This window comes from Streptomyces sp. NPDC102490, assembly GCF_044765285.1.
Classification (GTDB): Bacteria; Actinomycetota; Actinomycetes; order Streptomycetales; family Streptomycetaceae; genus Streptomyces.
Genome location: NZ_JBIWJU010000012.1, coordinates 129835 through 143731, shown reverse-complemented (window position 1 = coordinate 143731; position 13897 = coordinate 129835). Strand labels below are relative to the sequence as shown.

The following is a 13897-nucleotide window of genomic DNA, read 5'->3' as shown; positions in this document are numbered from 1 at the left end:
GGGGCCTTCGTACGGGGTGGCGCGCGCACGGGAGGACGGTGCGCCGGGTGCGCCTACGGGAGGACGATGTCGCGGCCCGGTCCGCCGTCGACGGTGTCCTTCCCGAGGCCGCCGCCGACGAGGTCGTCGCCGCCTTCGCCGTGCACCATGTCGTCGCCGGGGCCGCCGAGGACGATGTCGCGGCCGTCCCCGCCCATGGCATGGTCGTCGCCGGAGCCCCCGTACACGGTGTCGTCGCCGCCGTAGCCCTCGATCATGTCGTCGCCCGCGCCACCCCACATCCGCTGGTTCTCGTCGTCACCCATGAGGTGGTCCATGCCGTCGCCGCCGTGCAGCACGGCGGGCCCCATGACCATGTCGTCCCCGTCGCCGCCCAGCACCGTGCGTGCCGTGTGGGCGTGCAGTTCGTCGTCGCCCGAGCCGCCGCTGACGGTGCCGACCCCGGGGGCGAAGGCGGCGACCGTGTCGTCGCCGTCGCCGAGGTGGATGTCGATCCGGTCGGGACGGGGGGCGTCGGCGGGCAGTTCGCAGACGACGGCGGTGGTGTCCTCGGCCGAGGAGTACGCGCAGTGGTCGCCCGGTTGGAGCGGTACCACGTCGCGGAAGCCGATCCGCTGGATGCCGTCGCTGGTGTACATGAAGAAGACGTTGAGGTCGTTGGTGTGGCCCGCGGCGGCCGTGAAGACGATCGACTGGGTCTCCCAGTCGGCTCCGACGCGGGACTTCGCCTCGTCGGCGCTCGCGGCGCTCGCCGGGCCGAGGGCGAGGCCGGCGGTGCACAGGGCCACGACGAACGCGCCGACGGCGGTTCGGTTTCGGTTCATGGAACCTCATCTCGATGGAGTGACGGTTGACCGAACGGCTTGCGTGGTGCTGGCGGGGACTCGGCCGTGACGGCGGTCTCCTCTGCCGGCCCGGATGCGCGGGACCGTGAACTGACGCGGCGTCATCGTAAGCCGACCGCGACCCACCCCCGTGATCAAGTTTGTCTGTTTCATTGACATTTCATTGAGGAGTCGTCACTTTGGGAGCGCTCCCATTACAGCCTCGTCTCTGGAAGGAGTTCCCCCCACATGCACACAACGAGTCCGTTAACCGGGCGTTCGCGGTCGGCCCTCCGCCGGCCCCTCCAGGCGCTCGTCATGCTGTTCGCCGTGGTCGTCGGCGCACTGGCCTGGTCCACCCCCGCCCAGGCCCACGGCACCATCGTCTCTCCCGCCACCCGCGCGTACCAGTGCTGGCAGACGTGGGGAAGCAACCACACGAACCCGGCCATGCAGACCCAGGACCCCATGTGCTGGCAGGCCTTCCAGGCCAACGCCGACACCATGTGGAACTGGATGAGCGCCCTGCGCGACGGCCTCGGCGGCCAGTTCCAGGCGAAGACCCCCGACGGGACGCTCTGCAGCAACAACCTGTCGAGGAACGCCAGTCTGAACAAGTCCGGCCCGTGGAAGACCACCAACGTCGGCAGCAACTTCTCGGTGCAGCTGTACGACCAGGCGTCCCATGGCGCCGACTACTTCAAGGTCTACGTGAGCAAGCAGGGCTTCGACCCCAAGACCCAGACCCTGGGCTGGGGCAACCTCGACTTCATCACGCAGACCGGCCGCTTCGCTCCGGCACAGAACATCACCTTCCCCGTCCAGACCTCCGGGTACACCGGACACCACGTGCTGTTCGTGATCTGGCAGGCCTCGCACCTCGACCAGGCGTACATGTGGTGCAGCGACGTGAACTTCGGCTGAGCCGAGGAGCGCCGCGCACGGCACCGGCCTTCGCCGGGCGCCGGTGAGCCGCCCGTCCGGCAGATCGAGCCCCGTCGGGGCAGGGGCCCTCGGCCACCTGCCCCGGCGGGGCTCCCGCGCTCGGCGTTCCGTGCCCGGGAGATCCCACCTCAGGCGGGGAGGGTCCGGAACCGGCGGCGGTACTCGGTCGGGGTCGTGTCGAGTCTGCGGCGGAAGGCTCTGACCAGGGTGTCGACGGTGCCGAAGCCGCAGGCGGAGGCGACGCGTTCCAGGGTCGCGTCGGTGGATTCCAGTTGCTGGCGGGCCACTTCCACCCGCGCCGACTCGACGTAGGCGTACGGGGTCGTGCCGAGTTCGGTCTTGAAGATGCGGGTGAGCTGCCGGTCGCTGACGTGGGCGTGGGCCGCGAGGTCGGCGACGGTGAGCGGGGCGGCGATGTTGCGCATGATGTGGTGGCGCAGGTCCTCGACGCGCCGGGTGGTGGCGACCTGCTCCAGCGGCACGCTGAACTGGCTCTGCCCACTGGGCCGTTTCAGGTACATCACCAGTTGCCGGGCCACCCGCAGCGCCACCGCCTCCCCCAGGTCGTCGGCGACGAGGGCCAGGGACAGGTCGAGGCACGAGCTGATGCCCGCGCCGGTCCACACGTCGCCCTCGCGGATGAAGATCGGGTCGGCGTCCACCTCGACCGCCGGATGCTCGTCGGCGAGCTGCCGCGCGGTCGACCAGTGCGTGGTCGCGCGCTTGCCGTCGAGCAGCCCGGCGGCGGCCAGGACGTGTGCGCCGACGCAGACGGACGTGACCCGCCGGGTCCGTGCCGCGAGCCGCCGCACCCACTCCACCACGGCCGGGTCGGTGAGCGCCCGGACCCGGCGCCGATCGTCGACCTCGACCGCGCCGGGCACGATCAGGGTGTCGATGCGCCGCGCGGTCAGGTCGTCGAAGGTGGCGTCGGGCAGGACGCGGACACCGGCTCCGGTGGTGACCGGGTCGGTGCTCTCGGCGGCGAGGACCACCTCGTAGCCCGCCGCGTCCTCCGTCTCGCGCCGCGCGAGGGAGAACACCTCCGGCGGTCCGGTGACGTCGAGCAGGTCGACGCCCTCGAAGAGCACGACGACGATCAGTCGTCCGGCGGAGTTCACGGTTTCCTCCCGCGGTCGCACGGCCATGTCGGTATATGCAGGTTAGACGACATTGCTGACATCGCCCGACCGCCCTAGCGTCGTAGTCGCGGGTCGATCAGTCACCGCACCGCCCCGAACGACACCAGGGAGTTCCCATGCCCAGAACCACGCTGCGCCGCCTCAGCGGGCTCGACGACACCCCCGCGAAGCTCGCCGACTCCACGCTGGTCCTCGTCGACTACCAGAACACCTACACGACCGGCGTGATGGAACTCGACGGCTGGCAGGACGCGCTCGACGCCGGCGCCCGGCTGCTGGCCCGCGCCCGGCAGGAGGGCGCCAAGGTCATCCACGTCGTCCACGACGGCGGCGAGGGCAGCCCGTACGACCTCCAGGCCGAGGTCGGGCAGATCCACCCGAGCGTCGCGCCGGTCGACGGCGAGCCCGTCGTCACCAAGAAGGCACCCGACTCCTTCTTCGGCACCGACCTCGGCGAGCACGTCGACGCGGCCGGCAACAACGACCTCGTCGTCGTCGGCTTCATGACCCACATGTGCGTGGCCTTCACCGCCCAGGGCGCCTTCCTGCGCGGCAACCGCCCCACGGTCGTCGCCGACGCCTGCGCCACCCGCGCCCTGCCCGTCGCGGACACCGAAATCGACGCCCGCCAGGTGCACCAGAGCGCCCTCGCCACCGTCGCCGACATGTACGGCGTCGTCGTACCGTCGCAGGAGTCCCTGGGCTAGGCCGGCGCGGAGCCGCGCCCGCACTCGAACCACACGGTCTTGCCACCCCCGGGCCTCGGCTCCACACCCCACTTGTCGACCACCGCGTCCAGCAGCGTCAGCCCCCGGCCGCACTCCGAGTCGTCGCTCACCGGCCCGGCCGGGACGGGCTGCCGGGGGCTCCCGTCCGACACCTCCACCCGGACCCCGCCCCCTCCCCCGCCCATCCGCCGCCGCATCAGCAACCCGCAGCGGCGGTCCGGGACATGCCGTACGACGTTCGCCAGCAGCTCGGTCACGGCGAGTTCGACCGCGTCGGTCAGTTCGGCCAGGTCCCACTCGCGCAGGTACGAGCGGACGATGCGCCGGACGTGCCGCGCCGAGTGCGCGCCGGCCGTGAAGCTCATCCGGTACTGGTTCGCGCAGTGGCCCAGGAGGACCGAGGGAAAGTATTCGTTCACGGCACGAGCCTGACGTCGGACGACTACCGTGGGCTACCGAACGGATACAACCGGTCCCGCCGTGGACCGAGTTGTGCGAGAGGGGGCTCTGCGCATGACCCACATCAACGTCCTCGACCCGGGCGCGTCACCGCTCGACTACTACGGCTACGAGCTGCGCCGCCATCGGGAGGCGGCCGGGCTCACCCAGCGGCAGCTCGGCGACATCGTCAATTACACCGGCTCCCTGGTGGGCCAGATCGAGACGGCGCGGAAACTGCCGACGCCGGAGTTCAGCGAGCGGGTGGACGCGGCGCTGGGGACGGGCGGGTTGCTGTCCCGGCTGGTCGACCTGGTGATGCGCAGCCAGGTTCCGGCCTGGTTCCAACAGGTGGCCGAGTTGGAGGGGCGAGCCGTAGAGATCTGCACCTTCCAGACGCACATGATCCACGGCCTGCTCCAGACCGACGCCTACGTACGGGCCGTGCTGGGCACGCTCGACCCGAGCGACCTCGACGACCGCACCGCGGTGCGGCTCGCCCGCCAGCGCATCTTCGAGAAGGAGGAGCCGCCGGTCTTCTGGACGGTCCTCAGTGAGGCCGCCCTCCATCAGGAGATCGGCGGCCGGGAGACAATGCGCGGTCAACTGGCTCACCTGTTGTCGTTCGAGCACAACCCCCGGATCAACGTCCAGGTGCTGCCGTTCTCGGTCGGAGCGCACCCGGGGCTCCAAGGCTCATTCACTCTCTTTCGCTTCACGCGGGACCCGGCCATCGTCTACACGGAGGGGTACGGTGCGGGGCATCCGACCGCCAACCCGGACACGGTCAAGGACTGTTCGCTCCGTTACGATCACCTCCGGGCCGCCGCGCTCTCCCTCAGGGACTCGGCGGAGCTGATCCGCCGGGTGATGGAGGAACGCTGTGGTGAGCAAGGCGATACCGACGATGATCCAGTGGCGTAAGTCCAGCTACAGCGGTGACCAGGGCGGTGAGTGCGTCGAAGTCGCCGAACTGCCCGCCACCGTCGCCGTACGCGACTCCAAGACCCCGGCGGGCCCGATCCTCACGCTGGCCCCCGCCACCTTCACCGCCTTCGTCGGCTGGGCCGCCACCGGCGAGTAATCAGGCCCGGTCCGGGCCAACGTTTCTGTTCGATTTATCGTCTTCGCACGTGTGTCCATCCCGGGCACCCTCGACGACGCCGAACGGAACCCCCCGACCGTGGCCCCTGCCGAACTCACCGTCCTCCGGCCCGAACGGCGTCGGGTCAGACGTCCGAGCGACGCCCTGCGCGACTTCGGGCACCGGCATCGCGTGCCGCTGCTCGCCACGTTGCCCACCCTCCCGCTGTACGTGGTGTGGTGGGCGTTTCTCGCCACGGGCGGCGGTGACCTCGCCGCGCAGGAGGCGTGGGCGGACTTCGCCTCGCGGCACGGGGGTTCGGCGTACGGGCTGTTCTGGTACGGCGGGGCGCACACCGCCAACTACAGCGTCTTCTCGCCGTACTTGATGGCGCTGGTGGGCGTGCGCACGGTCACGGTCGTGTCCGGTCTCGCCGCCTCCTGGCTGGCGGCCGTGCTGGTCGTGCGGTGCGGGGTGCGCCGGCCCGTGTGGCCCGCGCTGCTCGCCTCCCTCGCGCTGTGGTGCGACGTCGCCTCGGGCCGGACCACCTTCGCGCTCGGCGTCGCCCTCGCGCTGGCGGCCTGTGTGCCGCTGGTGCGGGAGCGGCGGCCGTGGCTCGCCGCCGGGTATGCGGCGCTCGCCACCATGGCGTCACCGGTGGCCGGGCTGTTCCTGGCCGTCGTGGGGGCCGCGTTTCTGCTGGTGCGGGACTGGCGGCGGGCCCTCGTGCTGCTCATACCCCCGGCCGCCGTCGTCGGGCTGACGACGCTGTTCTTCCCCTTCACCGGGGAGCAGCCCATGCCGGCGGGCCGCATCTGGCCGCCGGTCCTGCTCGGCCTCGCCGTCACCGTGCTGGCCCCGCGTACCTGGCGGGTCGCCCGGTGGAGCGGGGCCGTTTACGCGCTCGGGACCGTGCTGACGTATCTGATCCCCTCGCCGGTCGGCACGAACGTCGAGCGGTTCGCGGAGCTGTTCGCGCCCGCCGTGCTGCTGGCCGCGCTGCTCTCCGCCCCTCCCGCGCTCACCGCGGCCCGGTCGCGGCGGCTGGTGTCGGGGCTGCTGGCCGTCGCGGTCGTCTACTCCGCGAGCTGGGTGGGCAAGAAGACCGCCGACGACCTGAAGGTGTCCACCGTCGTCCCGGCCTGGGCGGCGAATGCGGACGGTGTCGTGGACGCCCTGGAGGGGCTCGGCGCCGACCGGGCGCGGGTGGAGGTGGTGCCCGCCCGCAATCACCGCGAGGCCACCCTGCTGGCGCCGCACGTCCAGCTGGCCCGCGGCTGGAACCGGCAGCTGGACGTGGAACGCGGGCGCCTCTTCTACGACGGCACCTTCTCCGCGGCCACCTACCGGGAGTGGCTGGACCGCTGGGCGGTGGGCTTCGTCGTCCTCCCGTCCGCCAAGCCGGACGGCCCCGCCGAGGACGAGGCGGCGCTCGTGCGGGACCCGGAGCTGCGGCCCGAGTGGCTGGAGCCGGTCTGGCGGGACGCGCACTGGCAGGTCTACCGGGTGCGGGACGCCGTACCGCTCGCCTCCGCGCCCGGCACCGTCGTGGACACCACCCCGGCCGACCTCGTCCTGCGGGTGGACCGGCCCGGCGCGGTGACCGTGCGGGTCGCCTGGTCGCCGTGGCTGCGCAGCGACGGCGGGTGCCTCACGCGGGAGGGCGAGTTCACCCGGCTGACCGTGGAGGCGCCGGGCGAGTACCGGATCAGCTCGCGGTACGGTCCTTCGCCGGGGTCGGGGGACCGCTGCTGACGTCCGCCGCCGGTTCCGCGGCCGTCTTGCCCGCCGCCACCGCCGTGACCGTCCTGGCCCGCGGGCCCTGGAACCAGTACGTCAGCCCGAAGCCCGCCGCGACCACCGCCGCGCCGCCCACCGCGTCCAGGACCCAGTGGTTGCCGGTCGCCACGATCGCCGAGACCGTGAAGAGCGGGTGGAGCAGGCCGAGGGCCTTCATCCACACCCTGGGCGCGATGATCGCGATCACCACCCCGCACCACAGCGACCAGCCGAAGTGCAGCGACGGCATCGCCGCGTACTGGTTGGTCAGGTGCGTCAGGGTGCCGTAGTCCGGCTTCGTGAAGTCCTGCACGCCGTGCACGGTGTCGATGATCCCGAGCCCCGGCATCAGCCGCGGCGGGGCCAGCGGGTAGAGCCAGAAGCCGACCAGGGCCAGCAGTGTGGCGAAGCCCAGGGAGGCGCGGGCCCAGCGGTAGTCGACCGGGCGGCGCCAGTACAGGACGCCGAGGACGGTCAGCGGGACGATGAAGTGGAACGACGTGTAGTAGAAGTCGAAGAAGTCCCGCAGCCAGCCGACCTTGACCACCGCGTGGTTGATCGCGTGCTCGATGTCGAGGTGCAGGAAGCGCTCGATGTCGAGGATCTGCGTCCCGTGCTCCTCGGCCCGCGCCCGGCCCGCCGAGTTGCTGCCGCCGGTCGCCGCGAGGCGGACCTGGGAGTAGGCGGCGTAGGTGACCCGGATGAGGAGCAGCTCCAGGAGGAGGTTGGGGCGGGTGAGGACCCGGCGCAGGAACGGCAGCAGCGGGACGTGCTTGAAGCGGGCCGGGACCGGCGGCGCGTAGGCCGTCGGGACCGGCGTCTCGAAGTACGGCGACGTGCGCGGCAGGAAGGGCACGGCGACGGCGGCGGCCAGCGCGGCGAGCAGCACCACGTTGTCCCGCAGCGGGTACAGGGCCGCCATGTTCGGCAGCATCATCTTCGCGGGCAGCGTCATCACCAGGACGACGGCGACCGGCCACACCAGCCGGTCGGAGGCCCGCTTGCCGACCCGGCCGACGACCGCGGGCAGCACCCACAGCAGCTGGTGCTGCCAGGTGGCCGGGGAGACGACGACGGCCGCGCAGCCGGTGACGGCGACCGCGAGCAGCAGCTGGCCGTCGCGGGCGTAGCGCACGGCGCGACGCAGGGCGAGGACGGCGACGGCCGCGCCGAGCAGCAGGAAGAGGGCGATCTCCAGCGGGCCGTTCAGGCCGAGGCGGAGCAGGGCGCCGTGCAGCGACTGGTTGGCGAGGTCGTCGGCCTCGCCGCCCAGGCCGACACCGGCCATGTGGTGCACCCAGTACGTGTACGAGTCCTGCGCCATGGCCGCCCAGGCGACGGCCGTGCAGGCGGCGAACGTGATCCCGGTCGTCACGGCCGCGCGTCTGCGGTCGGTGAACCACAGCAGCGGGACGAAGAGGAGGACGGTCGGCTGGAAGGCGGCGGCGACACCGATCAGCACGCCGCCCACCCGGTCGCCCTGGGCCCCGCGCACGGCGAAGCAGCCGAGGAAGACGAGGAGGACCGGGATGATGCTGGTCTGGCCGAGCCAGAACGCGTTGCGCACCGGGAGCGACAGCATCAGCAGGCTGATGGCGACCGGCGCCGCCAGCAGCGCCGTACGGCGTCCGACCGGCCGGGGCAGGGCGCGGGCCGCGACCAGGCCGAGGGCGACGACCAGCAGCAGCGAGCCGAAGGTCCAGCCCCAGCCGAGGGCCTGTTCGGCGGCGCGGGTGAAGGGTTTGAGGACCAGGCCGACGAACGGGGTGCCGGTGAACTGCGTGGAGTCGTAGAGGGACCCCTCCACGTGCAGGACGCCGTGCTCGCCGACCCAGGTCTCCAGGTCCGTCAGCCGCTCCCCGCGCGGTGTGCCGAGGACCGCGGCCACCTGTCGTACGGCCAGGACGGCGGCGATCAGCCACAGGCCGAGGCGTGCGACGCGCAGCCGTACTCTGGTCGCGTCGGCGGCCGAGGCTCCGAAGGAGTCCGCCGGTCGCCCACTGTGCTCCGCATTCGCCACGCCTCGTCGGCCTCCGCCCCGTTCGTACCGTCCGTACGTACCGTACGTACCGCGTTCGTGTACGCGATGTGTCGTCCCTGCGAACCCTATGAGGCTCGCACCACCCCCGGAGGAAGACGCGAGCACCCCCCACCCAACCTGACAGCCGCCCGCTTTTCGCTGCGGAGAGCGAGAAGGATCACAGCTCGCGGGTGGACGGGCGGCGCTCGGCGCGGGCATGTGCCCTGCGTGTACGCCGTTTTGGTGCACTGTGCAACGAAAAGCATACCGGGCGTAAGCGGCGCATCAGCGCCTATGGTCGCTTTTCCGCCCGTGGCCGAGAGCCGCGGGTTCTTTCCGGCCCGGCGACAGCGCCGCCGTGCGGGTCGTGGCGTACCCCGCCTTCGTCCCTGTCCCCGTCGAAAGTAGGCGAGCGTAGTTTTGTCGGCCGCCCCCGTCGCCGCTGCCCCTCCGTCCCGTACGGCCCCCGCACCCGTCCCGCGTGCCGCCGCCGGTCCCCCCACCGCCACAGATCCCGCGCTCGTCCGGCGCGCCGTCAAGGCGGCGGCGCTGGGCAACGCGATGGAGTGGTTCGACTTCGGCGTCTACAGTTACATCGCCGTGACGCTGGGCAAGGTCTTCTTCCCGTCGGGCAACCCGACCGCGCAGCTGCTCTCCACCTTCGGCGCCTTCGCGGCGGCGTTCCTGGTCCGGCCGCTGGGCGGGATGGTCTTCGGCCCGCTCGGGGACCGGGTCGGGCGGCAGAAGGTGCTCGCCGTGACGATGATCATGATGGCGGCGGGCACGTTCGCGATCGGCCTGATCCCGTCGTACGCGACGATCGGCGTCTGGGCGCCGGTGCTGCTGCTGGCCGCGCGGCTGGTGCAGGGCTTCTCCACCGGCGGTGAGTACGCGGGCGCCTCCACCTTCATCGCCGAGTACGCGCCGGACAAGCGGCGCGGGTTCCTCGGCAGCTGGCTGGAGTTCGGCACGCTCGCCGGGTACATCGGCGGCGCCGGTCTGGTGACGCTGATGACGGCCCTGCTGTCGGACGGCGACCTGATGTCCTGGGGCTGGCGCATCCCGTTCCTGATCGCCGGTCCGATGGGCATCGTCGGGCTGTACCTGCGGATGCGCCTGGAGGAGACCCCGGCGTTCGCGGCCGAGGTGGCGAAGGCGGAGACGACCCGGCCGAAGGTGCCGCTGCGGGAGATGGTCACCGGCCAGTGGCGGGCGCTGCTGCTCTGCGTCGGCCTGGTGCTGGTCTTCAACGTCACCGACTACATGCTGCTGTCGTACATGCCGAGCTATCTGACCAGCGAGCTGAAGTACGACGAGACGCACGGACTGCTCGTGGTGCTGGCCGTGATGGCGCTGATGATGGTCGTCCAGCCGTTCGCGGGCGCGCTGACCGACCGGGTCGGGCGGCGGCCGGTGATCGCCGCGGGCTGCGCGGGCTTCCTGCTGCTGTCCGTCCCCGCGCTGCTGCTGATCCGCGAGGGCAGCCTGCTCGCGGTGGCCCTCGGCATGGCCGCGCTGGGCCTGCTGCTGGTCTGCTTCACGGCCTCGATGCCGTCGGCGCTGCCTGCGCTGTTCCCGACGCGGGTGCGGTACGGCTCGCTGTCGATCGGCTTCAACGTCTCGGTGTCCCTGTTCGGCGGGACGACGCCGCTGGTGGTGACGGCGCTGATCGGGGCGACGGGCAACATGATGATGCCCGCGTACTACATGATGGCCGCGGCCGTGATCGGCGGCGTGGCGGTGTGGTTCATGACGGAGTCGGCGGGACGCCCGCTGCCGGGCTCGGCACCGGCGGTGGAGGGCCGTAAGGGGGCCGCTCTGCCGGGGTGATGGGTGAGACTTGCGGAAGGAGCGGGGCTTCTCTGCCCCCGCACCGTTGCCGCAGGAGGCCCCGCATGAGCGAGTCGCAGCTCTGGGACGACGTCGACACCTACTTCATCAGCCACCTCGCACCCGACGACGAGGCCCTGGCGGCCGCCCGCAGGGAGAGTGACGCCGCCGGGCTGCCGCCGGTGAACGTCACCGCCAACCAGGGCAAGCTCCTCCAGCTCCTCGCCCAGCTCCAGGGCGCCCGCACCGTCCTGGAGATCGGCACCCTCGGCGGCTACAGCACCATCTGGCTGGCCCGCGCCCTGCCCGCCGACGGCCGGCTGGTCACGCTGGAGTACAACGCCCGGCACGCGGAGGTCGCCGTCCGCAACATCGCCCGGACCGGCCTCGACGCCCTCGTCGACGTACGCGTGGGCCCGGCCCTGGAGACCCTGCCGAAGCTCGCCGACGAGAACCCGCCGCCCTTCGACCTGGTCTTCATCGACGCCGACAAGGGCAACAACCCGCACTACCTCGAGTGGGCCCTGAGACTCACCCGTGCCGGCAGCCTGATCGTCCTCGACAACGTGGTCCGCGGCGGCCGGGTGGCCGACGCCGACGACAGTGCCGACGACGTGCGCGGCACCCGCGCCGCCATCGAGCTGATCGGCAGCCATCCCCGGCTCAGCGGCACCGCGCTCCAGACGGTCGGCGGCAAGGGGTACGACGGGTTCGCGCTGGCGCGCGTGCTGCCCTGACCGCGGGGCCGGGCCTACACCTCGTGGTAGAAGCCGACGTTGACGCTGCGCGGCTCCGCGCGGTCCTGGACCACCACCTCGCCGCTGCCGCCCCTGGGCAGCGGCACGGTGCCGCCGTACGTCATGGGCTGCGCCTGCGCGTGTCCGGCGACGGTCAGCCGGACCTCGCAGGAGGGGTCGGGCTGGGAGCCGCGGAGCCAGGTCAGCCGCCAGGTGCCGTCCTGGCCGCACCGGAACTCCAGGTGGACCCGGGAGACGAACAGCCAGTCGTCCGGCGTCGCCAGCCGGCACACGGACCTGTCCCTGCCCACCCGCAGCACCGCGTCCGGCTCGCTGGGCGCGTCGGCCATCTGCATGCCGGCCGTGGCGCCCGCGTCCGCCGCGGTGACGGCGGCCATGGTGAGTTCGAGCACGTGCGCTCCTTCGGGTCCGTGGGCTGGTCGCCGCCGCATGATAGATCGACCGGTGGAGTGGTGTCCGGCACAATGGGGTCATGACCGAGCGAAAGCCACCAGGCGTCGACTTCGAGTCCTGGGTCGACAAACAGATTCGGGACGCCGACGCCCGCGGCGAGTTCGCCGACCTGCCCGGCGCGGGCAAGCCCCTGCCCGGCGAGATGGAGAGCACCTACGACGAACTGTGGTGGGTCAAGCGGAAGATGGCCCGCGAGGGCTTCTCCGTGCTGCCGCCCACGCTGGCCCTGCGCAAGGAGGCGGAGGACGCCCTGGAGGCGGCGGCGAAGGCACCGTCGGAGCGGGTGGTCCGCCGGATCGTCGAGGAGATCAACGTCAAGATCCGCGACGTCATGTTCAAGCCGCCGCCCGGCCCTCCGCTGGGTCTGAAGCCCTACGACGTCGAAGAGGTCGTACGGCGGTGGCGGGAGGGCCAGGCGGCGGGGTGACGCCAGTGGTTCACAGGCGCATCAGGCGGTCCGCCAGCTCGCGGTAGTCCCGCAGGGCAAGGCGGAGTTGCTCGGTGTCCGGACTCGGCGCACCGCTGTCCGGCCCGGTCTCCTGCCAGGAGGTGCGCAGGGTGCGGCGGCGGTGGGTCACGGCGTCCGTGAAGCGGGCGGCGACCTCCTCCAGGACGCGGTCGGCCTCCTCGACGGAATCGCGGGGCGCGTCGATGAACCCGGCCACCGCGTGATGCAGCCGCTGCCCGAGCCGGTCCAGCTCATCGGCCGGCAACAGCGACCCGCCGGCCGCCGCGGAGGCGGAGGCGGAAGCTCCCGCTGGGGCGCCCGCCGGAGGTGCTTCGCCGGTGACGCCGGGCGCGGACTTGGCGGTGGTGCCGAGTCCGGGCTCGGCGGTGGAGCCGACCTCGGGCCGGGCGGTGACCCCGGCTTCGGGCCGGGCGGCAGCGCCGCGTCGGGCGGTGGTAGCGGGCTCGGGGGTGGTACCGGGTCCGGCGGTGGTACCGGGTCCGGTGGTGGTGCCGGGTCCAGCGGTGGTACCGGGTCCGGGCGCGGGCTCGGGGGTGACGCCGGGCGCGGACTCGGCGGTGGTGCCGGGCGCGGGTCGGCCGGTGACCCCGGCTTCGGGCCGGGCGGCGGCGCCGCGTCGGGCGGAGGTGCCGGGTCCGGCGGTGGTGCCGGGTCCGGCGGTGGTGCCGGGCTCGACCGCGGCGTCGCGGCCGGGTTTGCCTGCCATGTCGGGCATCGCGTCAGCTCTCCTTCGGTCGGCGCTTGCCGAGCGACCACGCGTGGGGCGCGTGGGGTGCGTGGGCGGCGGGCGCCTGTTCGCCGGCGTCCACGCCGGTCCGCTGCCGCCCGGCGTCATGACGGCCCGTGTGTACCAGGGCCTCGAACAGCGCGCGGGCCTCGACCATGGACGCCCGCATCTCCTCCGTGGCCGCACCGCCGTCCTGCGTCTCGTCCACGCGCGCGTGCGTCACGCGGTGCACGCGGCGGTAGCCCTCGACATGGTGCGGGTGGTGCACGGACAGCGCCGTGAGCTGCTCCTCGTACTGTCCGCCGTCCGGGAAGCCCCGCGCACCGGCGAGTTCCGCGAGCAGCCGGTCGGCCTCGCCGACCGCCTCGCGCGGGGAGTCGACGAAGCGCTCCTGGGCCGCGGCCCAGCGCGCCTCGAAGTGCTCGCGCTCGGCGGGCTCCAGGGGCCGGGTGCGCAGCGACCCGTGCCGCCGCACCCGTTCGGCCAGTTCCCGTTCCGCGGCCTTGGTGTCGCCGTCGTGCCGGGCCACGGCCAGGTCGTACTCGGGCCCGAAGCGCCGCTTCAGGCTTCCGCCGTGCTGGGGGCCCCGTGCGCGCAGGGCAAGGACGGCCGCGACGGCGAGCACGGCCGCCACGATCACGATCAAAGCGATGATCACGCCTGTGGACATGAGTGCCTTCCGGGTTCTTCGGCCTGCCGG

The 13897-nt window shown here is 72.4% G+C and carries 15 protein-coding genes; 8 read left to right on the top strand and 7 right to left on the bottom strand.

What is annotated here, in order from left to right:
* Positions 1–53: 53 nt before the first annotated feature.
* Complete coding sequence (locus ACIRGB_RS27190; RefSeq protein WP_403870270.1) at positions 54–824, bottom strand: calcium-binding protein; 771 nt, start codon at positions 822–824, stop codon at positions 54–56.
* A gap of 318 nt (positions 825–1142) precedes the next feature.
* On the opposite strand from ACIRGB_RS27190, the gene ACIRGB_RS27185 reads away from it, so the two are divergent.
* Complete coding sequence (locus ACIRGB_RS27185; protein ID WP_403870267.1) at positions 1143–1748, top strand: lytic polysaccharide monooxygenase; 606 nt, start codon at positions 1143–1145, stop codon at positions 1746–1748.
* Between the two features lie 149 nt (positions 1749–1897).
* Here the strand turns inward: ACIRGB_RS27185 and ACIRGB_RS27180 are convergent, their stop codons facing one another.
* On the bottom strand, positions 1898–2890 hold the full coding sequence (locus ACIRGB_RS27180) for a GlxA family transcriptional regulator (protein ID WP_403870264.1): 993 nt from the start codon (positions 2888–2890) through the stop codon (positions 1898–1900).
* Positions 2891–3027: 137 nt separating this feature from the next.
* On the opposite strand from ACIRGB_RS27180, the gene ACIRGB_RS27175 reads away from it, so the two are divergent.
* Entirely contained in the window at positions 3028–3618 is a 591-nt protein-coding gene (locus ACIRGB_RS27175) for a cysteine hydrolase family protein (protein ID WP_403870261.1), read from the top strand.
* Here the strand turns inward: ACIRGB_RS27175 and ACIRGB_RS27170 are convergent.
* Positions 3615–4058, bottom strand: coding sequence for an ATP-binding protein (locus ACIRGB_RS27170; RefSeq protein ID WP_403870258.1), 444 nt, complete (start codon positions 4056–4058; stop codon positions 3615–3617). The two genes, ACIRGB_RS27175 and ACIRGB_RS27170, sit on opposite strands and share 4 nt — an antisense overlap.
* A 94-nt stretch (positions 4059–4152) precedes the next feature.
* On the opposite strand from ACIRGB_RS27170, the gene ACIRGB_RS27165 reads away from it, so the two are divergent.
* The 3 genes from ACIRGB_RS27165 (at position 4153) to ACIRGB_RS27155 (ending at position 6916) form a co-directional block, all read left to right on the top strand.
* Entirely contained in the window at positions 4153–5001 is an 849-nt protein-coding gene (locus ACIRGB_RS27165; protein WP_403870255.1) for a helix-turn-helix domain-containing protein, read from the top strand.
* Positions 4964–5161: a DUF397 domain-containing protein gene (locus ACIRGB_RS27160; protein ID WP_403870252.1), complete on the top strand. Its 198-nt coding sequence runs from the start codon at positions 4964–4966 to the stop codon at positions 5159–5161. The genes ACIRGB_RS27165 and ACIRGB_RS27160 overlap by 38 nt, the downstream gene beginning before the upstream one ends.
* Positions 5162–5260: 99 nt before the next feature.
* Positions 5261–6916 carry a hypothetical protein gene (locus ACIRGB_RS27155; RefSeq protein ID WP_403870698.1) on the top strand — a complete coding sequence of 552 codons (1656 nt, stop codon included), beginning with the start codon at positions 5261–5263 and terminating at the stop codon, positions 6914–6916.
* Here ACIRGB_RS27155 and ACIRGB_RS27150 read toward each other — a convergent pair.
* Positions 6870–8960, bottom strand: coding sequence for a bifunctional glycosyltransferase 87/phosphatase PAP2 family protein (locus ACIRGB_RS27150; protein ID WP_403870249.1), 2091 nt, complete (start codon positions 8958–8960; stop codon positions 6870–6872). The genes ACIRGB_RS27155 and ACIRGB_RS27150 overlap by 47 nt on opposite strands.
* Before the next feature lie 420 nt (positions 8961–9380).
* On the opposite strand from ACIRGB_RS27150, the gene proP reads away from it, so the two are divergent.
* Entirely contained in the window at positions 9381–10790 is a 1410-nt protein-coding gene (gene proP, locus ACIRGB_RS27145; RefSeq protein ID WP_403870247.1) for a glycine betaine/L-proline transporter ProP, read from the top strand.
* A 65-nt stretch (positions 10791–10855) separates the two neighbouring features.
* The gene (locus ACIRGB_RS27140; RefSeq protein WP_403870244.1) at positions 10856–11527 is read left to right on the top strand and encodes an O-methyltransferase; all 672 of its coding nucleotides are present in this window, start codon (positions 10856–10858) and stop codon (positions 11525–11527) included.
* Between the two features lie 14 nt (positions 11528–11541).
* On the opposite strand, the gene ACIRGB_RS27135 is transcribed toward ACIRGB_RS27140, so the two are convergent.
* Entirely contained in the window at positions 11542–11940 is a 399-nt protein-coding gene (locus tag ACIRGB_RS27135) for a hypothetical protein (protein WP_403870241.1), read from the bottom strand.
* An 80-nt stretch (positions 11941–12020) separates the two neighbouring features.
* Here ACIRGB_RS27135 and ACIRGB_RS27130 point away from each other — a divergent pair, with 80 nt between their 5' ends.
* On the top strand, positions 12021–12428 hold the full coding sequence (locus ACIRGB_RS27130; RefSeq protein ID WP_403870238.1) for a DUF1992 domain-containing protein: 408 nt from the start codon (positions 12021–12023) through the stop codon (positions 12426–12428).
* A 10-nt stretch (positions 12429–12438) separates the two neighbouring features.
* Here ACIRGB_RS27130 and ACIRGB_RS27125 read toward each other — a convergent pair whose 3' ends face one another.
* Both ACIRGB_RS27125 and ACIRGB_RS27120 read right to left on the bottom strand, forming a co-directional pair.
* Positions 12439–13185: a hypothetical protein gene (locus ACIRGB_RS27125; RefSeq protein ID WP_403870235.1), complete on the bottom strand. Its 747-nt coding sequence runs from the start codon at positions 13183–13185 to the stop codon at positions 12439–12441.
* A gap of 4 nt (positions 13186–13189) precedes the next feature.
* Positions 13190–13867: a hypothetical protein gene (locus tag ACIRGB_RS27120; RefSeq protein ID WP_403870233.1), complete on the bottom strand. Its 678-nt coding sequence runs from the start codon at positions 13865–13867 to the stop codon at positions 13190–13192.
* Positions 13868–13897 lie beyond the last annotated feature (30 nt).

Bases quoted from the DNA above. Each gene is read 5' to 3' on its own strand.
- ACIRGB_RS27140 (WP_403870244.1), top strand. From the start codon at position 10,856: ATGAGCGAGTCGCAGCTCTGGGACGACGTCGACACCTACTTCATCAGC.
- ACIRGB_RS27130 (WP_403870238.1), top strand. From the start codon at position 12,021: ATGACCGAGCGAAAGCCACCAGGCGTCGACTTCGAGTCCTGGGTCGAC.
- ACIRGB_RS27175 (WP_403870261.1), top strand. From the start codon at position 3,028: ATGCCCAGAACCACGCTGCGCCGCCTCAGCGGGCTCGACGACACCCCC.
- ACIRGB_RS27185 (WP_403870267.1), top strand. From the start codon at position 1,143: ATGCTGTTCGCCGTGGTCGTCGGCGCACTGGCCTGGTCCACCCCCGCC.
- ACIRGB_RS27120 (WP_403870233.1), bottom strand. From the start codon at position 13,867: ATGTCCACAGGCGTGATCATCGCTTTGATCGTGATCGTGGCGGCCGTG.
- ACIRGB_RS27125 (WP_403870235.1), bottom strand. From the start codon at position 13,185: ATGCCCGACATGGCAGGCAAACCCGGCCGCGACGCCGCGGTCGAGCCC.
- ACIRGB_RS27190 (WP_403870270.1), bottom strand. From the start codon at position 824: ATGAACCGAAACCGAACCGCCGTCGGCGCGTTCGTCGTGGCCCTGTGC.
- ACIRGB_RS27165 (WP_403870255.1), top strand. From the start codon at position 4,153: ATGACCCACATCAACGTCCTCGACCCGGGCGCGTCACCGCTCGACTAC.